Origin of the sequence: Ferruginibacter sp., from assembly GCF_031391665.1 — a bacterium.
Taxonomy (GTDB): Bacteria; Bacteroidota; Bacteroidia; order Chitinophagales; family Chitinophagaceae; genus Ferruginibacter.
Map to the genome: position 1 here is coordinate 1 of NZ_JANMUN010000111.1, position 6,600 is coordinate 6,600.

The 6,600-nt window shown below is 37.7% G+C and carries 6 protein-coding genes and 1 other RNA gene; 2 read left to right on the forward strand and 5 right to left on the reverse strand.

Annotated elements, in window-relative coordinates:
- Window positions 1-180 precede the first annotated feature (180 nt).
- From fsa to ACY651_RS08725, 5 genes are all read right to left on the reverse strand, one after another.
- Window positions 181-834, reverse strand: a complete 654-nt coding sequence (gene fsa / locus ACY651_RS08705) for a fructose-6-phosphate aldolase (RefSeq protein ID WP_462251746.1) — start codon at window positions 832-834, stop codon at window positions 181-183.
- Between the two features lie 36 nt (window positions 835-870).
- Window positions 871-969, reverse strand: an RNA gene (ffs, locus tag ACY651_RS08710) — signal recognition particle sRNA small type.
- A gap of 263 nt (window positions 970-1,232) precedes the next feature.
- Window positions 1,233-1,919, reverse strand: coding sequence for an SIR2 family NAD-dependent protein deacylase (locus tag ACY651_RS08715; RefSeq protein ID WP_462251748.1), 687 nt, complete (start codon window positions 1,917-1,919; stop codon window positions 1,233-1,235).
- Between the two features lie 9 nt (window positions 1,920-1,928).
- Window positions 1,929-2,840: a DUF4349 domain-containing protein gene (locus ACY651_RS08720; protein WP_462251750.1), complete on the reverse strand. Its 912-nt coding sequence runs from the start codon at window positions 2,838-2,840 to the stop codon at window positions 1,929-1,931.
- 186 nt (window positions 2,841-3,026) lie between these two features.
- A complete protein-coding gene (locus tag ACY651_RS08725) occupies window positions 3,027-3,446 on the reverse strand; it encodes an EVE domain-containing protein (protein ID WP_462251752.1) in 420 nt (139 codons plus the stop codon).
- Window positions 3,447-3,644: 198 nt separating this feature from the next.
- Between ACY651_RS08725 and porV the strand changes: the two genes are divergently transcribed.
- Both porV and ACY651_RS08735 read left to right on the forward strand, forming a co-directional pair.
- Window positions 3,645-4,775, forward strand: coding sequence for a type IX secretion system outer membrane channel protein PorV (gene porV, locus ACY651_RS08730; protein ID WP_462251754.1), 1,131 nt, complete (start codon window positions 3,645-3,647; stop codon window positions 4,773-4,775).
- A gap of 21 nt (window positions 4,776-4,796) precedes the next feature.
- The coding region (locus ACY651_RS08735) for a DUF4331 domain-containing protein (protein ID WP_462251756.1) at window positions 4,797-6,600 on the forward strand (1,804 nt) is incomplete at its 3' end.

The following is a 6,600-nucleotide window of genomic DNA, read 5'->3' on the forward strand; positions in this document are numbered from 1 at the left end:
GAACAGTTGTTGAATGATATGCAACCTCCCAAATCGAAGCGTAAAAAAGGGTAAATGTCTCGACGGTTTAAAACCGTGTGACATTTATTCAAAAACGTAAAATGCCCGGTTCTTCAAAAAAAGATTTACCGGGCATTTTTAATTAATCAGGTGTCATAACGGTTTCAAACCGTCTGACACCTATGCAAACTTCTTAGCATCTTCTAAAAACTGTGCTAAACCGCTATCGGTTAAAGGATGTTTTAATAATCCTAAAATAGAAACCAGCGGGCAAGTACAAACATCTGCTCCGGCTTCGGCACATTTAATAATATGATTGGGGTTGCGGATTGAGGCCGCTAAAATTTCTGTTTTATATCCCTGTATAGAAAATATCTGGCGCAACTGATGAATCAGATCCATACCATCCCAACCGGTATCATCTACCCTGCCAATAAATGGCGATACGTAACTTGCACCGGCTTTTGCAGCCAGTATTGCCTGACCTGCAGAAAATATCAGAGTACAGTTGGTTCTGATACCATTATCTGTAAACCATTTTATGGCTTTAATACCGTCTTTAATCATGGGTACTTTTACCACAATGTTTGGATGTATAGCAGCCAATTTTTTTCCTTCCGCTATAATGCCATCAAAATCGGTAGAAATAACTTCAGCACTAATATCGCCATCTACCATTTCGCAAATAGCTTTATAATGTGCCATTACTGCTTCGCTGCCTTTAATGCCTTCTTTAGCCATTAAACTGGGGTTGGTGGTAACGCCGTCTAAAATACCTAAATCGTTGGCCTCTTTAATTTGTGCCAGGTTGGCTGTATCAATAAAAAATTTCATTGGAGGTTGTATATATTATGTGATAGTATAAATAAAAAATGGCAAGTTACTTACATCGCACCGCTCAACCATCTACCCTTGCTGCCTTCCGGCCCTGGGGGAGTTCAACAGGAGCTGGCCGTATAAGACTTGCCGCCGCAAATATACGGATACAGGTTGAAAGATTATGGTTGAAAGTAGAAAAATTAAAGAAGAAACAGTATAATACGCAACAACTATACCTGGTGGGGGAGGCATTCTTCTGTTTGCCGGTATTATTGCTTCTAATGTTTTTTGTAATGTAATGAGATAAAAAATTGCAGGGATAATAAATAATGCCAGTAAAATAAGTGTAAGTTCAAAACCTCCGGGCATAATTAAATTTTTTGGGTTAAAATAAAGAAAATAACATCTTCAAACTATTTATGTAATAATTTTTTTAACTCCTCCACCCCTTCCGTTGCAGGCTTTTCTATTAAATGCAAATTGGGATAATTATTTACCGAAGGTATTTTTTTATCAATAATAAACTTAGGTAAAAATGCTGGCGCATAATGCAATAACGATGCAGCAGGATAAACCTGCAATGATGTTCCTACTACAACAAAATAATCGCAGTCGTGTAATAATGCTGCAGCTTTTTCCATCATGGGCACTGGTTCTTCAAACCAAACAATATACGGACGAAGCTGTGATCCATCAGCTGACAGATCACCTACATTAATATCACCTATTATTTCATAGATGGTATGCTCATCATTTACACTTCTCATTTTAAAAATTTCGCCATGCAAATGCAATACCCTCGTACTGCCGCCACGTTCGTGTAAATCATCAATGTTTTGGGTAATGATGGTAACATCAAAATCTTTTTCCAGTTCGGCTAAACCAATATGTGCAGCGTTTGGTTTTGCTGCAGCTACATCTCTCCTTCTTTCGTTATAAAAATTTAAAACCAATTGCGGATCTTTTTCAAAACCACGTGGTGTGGCAACATCTTCTACATTGTACCCCATCCATAGTCCATCACTGTCTCTAAAAGTTTTTAAACCACTTTCTGCACTTATGCCTGCACCAGAAAGTACCACAATATGTTTTTTATCCATTGGTCAAACTTACAAAATTTGTTTGGGAGTTTTTACTGGCCTTAATTTTTTCCATCCAAAATAAATTCCAATAATTATTATTAACAATGGCCAAATTGCAATGAGGCCAACAAATAAATCTGCTATCCAGCTTGTTCCAATTTTAAATGCATTACTTACCCGTGTTAAAAATGACGGAGTAATATCTGTTGGTTTATATCCTTTTAAAGGTTGAAAAAATGTAAGATTAATTGTACTGTATGATGATTGATGTGAAAGAAATTCAACACGGCTTGCGGCAGATTCTATTTCTTCCTGAATATTATTTACTTCTGTTTGAACCTGCAATACTTCTTCCATATTTTTTGATTGCTTTAAAAACTCCAAATATTTTATTCGCATTTGTTTTTTAGCTTCTAACCTCGATTTTGTATCCACCACTTCGCCGGTAACATCTTCTGTAGTAATTTTTCTTTCTAAAACTTTCACATCGCCGCCAGGTAATTGATTCATCATTGTTTCAAATTGATCAACCGGAACTTTTATTGATATTACTGTTTCAGATTTTTCATCCGTAAGATTTTGTTCTTCCTGCGCTATATAACCTCCAAATTGTTTTACTGTTTTATGAACGTCGGAGTTATAGCTTTTAAAATCTTTAACCTCTAATTTAAGTATTGCGTTCTTAATTATTTTTTTATTCCAATCGGGATTAGCTACAGGTTTGGCAGGCAATGGAGAGATTCCTGAATCGGTTTCAGCCTGTTGTAATGTTCCCACGGGAATCTTTTGTTTTCTGTTTTCACTTTGAGATGGCGGCTCAATTTGTTTCACTTCAGATAACATCGCAGCATATTTCTTATCCTCTTTTTTAGTAGCTCTGTCACACGAAACAAAAATTGAAAAAAATAAAATTGCGGCAAAAGTTAGTTTCGATTTCATACAATTGAGTTTAGAGTTATTAGATGCTCATTGATACAAATTGCATAAAATAAGTAACCGATATCAAATGTTAAATGAAACAGAAAGCGATTCTATTTGCCCGCTGAATACGCAGATGTAGCAGAAAAAAATACTTTTTGAGTTTAGGAAAGAGATAGCAAATTAGCAGAGTCCAAAGTTCCCCCTTCAGGGGGCGGAGGGGGTTTCCGCCATCTCCATTACAATCTTCCACTCCTCCTCTTTCACCGTTTGTACACTCAATCTTCCCAAGCGTACTAAATCCATATTGGCAAGGCGCTTATCTTTTTTTAGCAGATCTAATGATACCGCATTTTTTAATTTACGTACAGGTTTTAAATCTACAGCCACCCATCTTTCATCTTCGGTTGTGGGATCCTGGTAAGCTTCTTTTATAACTTTTGCAATGCCTACAATTTCTACGCCTTCGTTGCTGTGATAATATAAAACTTCATCACCTTTTTTCATGGCCCTTAAATTTATACGGGCTGCATAATTGCGAACGCCACTCCAAAAAGTTTGTTTGTCTTTTACAAATTGATCCCAGCTGTACACTGAGGGTTCTGATTTTACTAACCAATAAGCCATAGTAATTGATAATGAAAAATTAATAAAGAATAATTGATGATAGATTCAAAATTATAGAATAATAACGACAATATATGTAGTACATAATATGCTAACGCTCCATTTTTAAAATAGTTAAAACCATTTAACAGCATTCGCCGTATGTAACCCATGAGACATCCTTGTTTCATTTTCTAAAAAAATAAAATACTAAAACGCATGATTTCAAAATTAACTAAAACCATCCTTCCGGTTTTATTGCTTATGACGATCACACAAATTTCGTTTGCACAATCCGGAAAAGAAAATCCTATTACTACTGCAGTGCCCTTTTTAAGGCTTGCTGCCGATGCAAGAACTGGTGGTATGGGTGATGTTGGGGTTGCAACTAATCCTGATGCCAACTCCATGTTTTACAATGGCAGTAAAACTGCTTTTAACGACGCCCAATACGGTATCGGCCTCACTTACACGCCGTGGTTAAGTGAGCTTGATGTAAAAAATTTGTATCAAATTTCTTTATCAAGTTTTTATAAACTTAACGATAAAGAAGCCATCAGTTTTGGAGTACGCAATTTCAGTTTGGGTACTTTTACTTTTACTGATAACATTGGCCAGGAAACAGGTAGTTACAAGCCAACCGACATTGCTGTTGAAGCTGGTTACTCCCGTAAACTTTCAACAAAAATGGGCGTTGGTATTTCATTAAGGTATATCGGAAGCAAGCTTGCCAACACCAGTACAAACGCTAATTACAAATCGGGCAGTGCAGTTGCAGCCGATATTTCTACTTTTTACATGAACGATAAAGGATGGAATTTTGGCGCTGCCATTACCAACCTCGGCAGTAAAATAAATTATGGTGGTGCAGACAATTATATTCCTGCAAACCTTGCACTGGGTGCAGCTTACAATAAAAAATTTAACGAAGAAAATAAAATTTCATTTGCACTTGATGTAAATAAATTAATGGTGCCAACTCCTCCCGATCCCAGCGATGCAGCTAAAGTAGCCGCATACGAAAATAAAGGTGTTGTTAGCAGCTGGTTCAGTTCTTTTGGTGATGCACCTGATGGATTCAGCGAAGAAATAAAAGAATTTCAGTTAGGTCTTGGTACAGAATATACTTACAAAGATCAATTTAGTTTACGTGCCGGATATTTTACCGAAAGCAAATTAAAAGGCAACAGAAATTATTTAACTGTTGGCGCAGGTGTACAATATAAAGTTGCAGGCTTAAATTTTTCTTACTTAGTTCCAACAGGTAATAACACTAACACCAATGCTTTAAAAAATACCATCAGGTTATCACTGTTGTTCGATTTTAATAATGCAACCTCATCTAAATAATAAAAACCTAAAATTAAAATAATGAAAAAAACATTTTTCAAAACAAAGCAACTGGTACTGATGCTGGCCTTACTTACAGGCAGCATTGTAGCAAATGCATCAAGCCACAGGGAAGCGCCGTTAATTTCTAACGATCCCTTGTGTGATAATACCGATCTGTATGCATTCCGCAGTCCGGATGATCCTAATACAGTTACCATTATCGCTAACTATATTCCTTTTGAATTACCCGAAGGCGGACCAAACTATTATACATTTGGTACCAACATACGCTATGAAATTCATATAAAAAATAAAACAGCAAGTGCAGCCGACGATATAATTTACCGTTTCACTTTTTCTCAAATTAACCAGGATCCAACAACGTTTTTCAATATCCGTTTAGGTGCCCAAAATATAAAAACAACTTACATCTGCGAAAAAAGTGTGAATGGCGGAGCCTTTACAACTGTAGTTGCAAATGGCATTGTGCCTCCTGCAAACATTGGCCCACGCTCTATTCAAAGTACACCGGTTGGTTTAGGTGCTGCCAGTTACGATGCGTTAATTACTGCAGCCATCACCACCGCTACAAGTGGCGAAAGAGTTTTTTGCGGTCCGGTTGATGATCCGTTTTTTGTGGATTTAGCCGGTGCATTTGATGCAGGTAATTTTCGCCCCGAAGGCAATACTACCAATGCAACAAAAGATGGTTTAGCAAGATTTAATGTACACAGTATAGCTTTAAAAATACCTATCAATCTTTTACAAAAAGATGGTAAAGCAGTATCGCAGGCGGCAAACATTTTAGATGGCGATTTTGTAATTGGTGTATGGGCAAGTGCAAGCAGGCAGCAAATAAAAACTATTGGGGCAGCCGGTGCTGTTAGTTACTCTGGCCCATGGGTTCAGGTATCACGTTTGGGTATGCCACTTACCAACGAAGCGATAATTCCTGTAGGCATGAAAGACAAATGGAATTCAACCACTCCTGCAAATGATCTGCAGTTTGCATCATACTTTACCAATCCGGAATTAGCATTGTATATGGACGATTCACAATTTGGTGGTGCCGTTCCTTCACTAAATGCATTAAGAATTCAAAATCATTCTTTAGGTGCTTATGATTTTAGAAATGGTAAAGCTGGTTTATTTTCTTTAAAAGGATCTGCTGCTGTTAAAGGTACAGCATTGGACGAAGCAGTTTTTGGAAGCATTTTATTACCCGATAATAAAAGCCCGAGAGCTGTTGATATCTTACCCATATTTTACACTGGTGTTCCTAACCTTGCGCCTTATCAGTTAGCAACAGGTAAAACTGGTGGCCCGCTTTCTCCCGGTAAACCTTTTATTAATAATTTTTTACCAACGCTTGGTGATATGCTGCGTTTAAATATGGCAGTACCTCCCACTCCACGTAACGATCCTAAATTCAGCAGCCTTGGTATTGTAAATGCTGCAGTACTTGGTTTAACTGATCCTGCTTATAACGGCAGTACTTCAATTCAGTTTATTCCTAACATGGATGGTTTTCCTAACGGAAGAAGACTGGAAGATGATGTAACCACCATCGAACTGCAGGCAGTAGGCGGTGTTGCATTAGCGGCTATTGGTTTATGGTATGATGATTACACAGTTGGTGGGGCAAACCCCGTTACACCTAAACTGGGTGGTGTGTTAAGTTACAGTACCGGTATCCAGGCGAATGATACAACTTTCAGGTCATCATTTCCTTACGTTCAAACACCGTGGTCGGGTACCAGTAAATGTGGTGGTCCGACAGCGATCAACAATACTGTAGGTCTTGCGGAATACGGAATCGGAATGAGCGCGCCAAAGGTTTCAC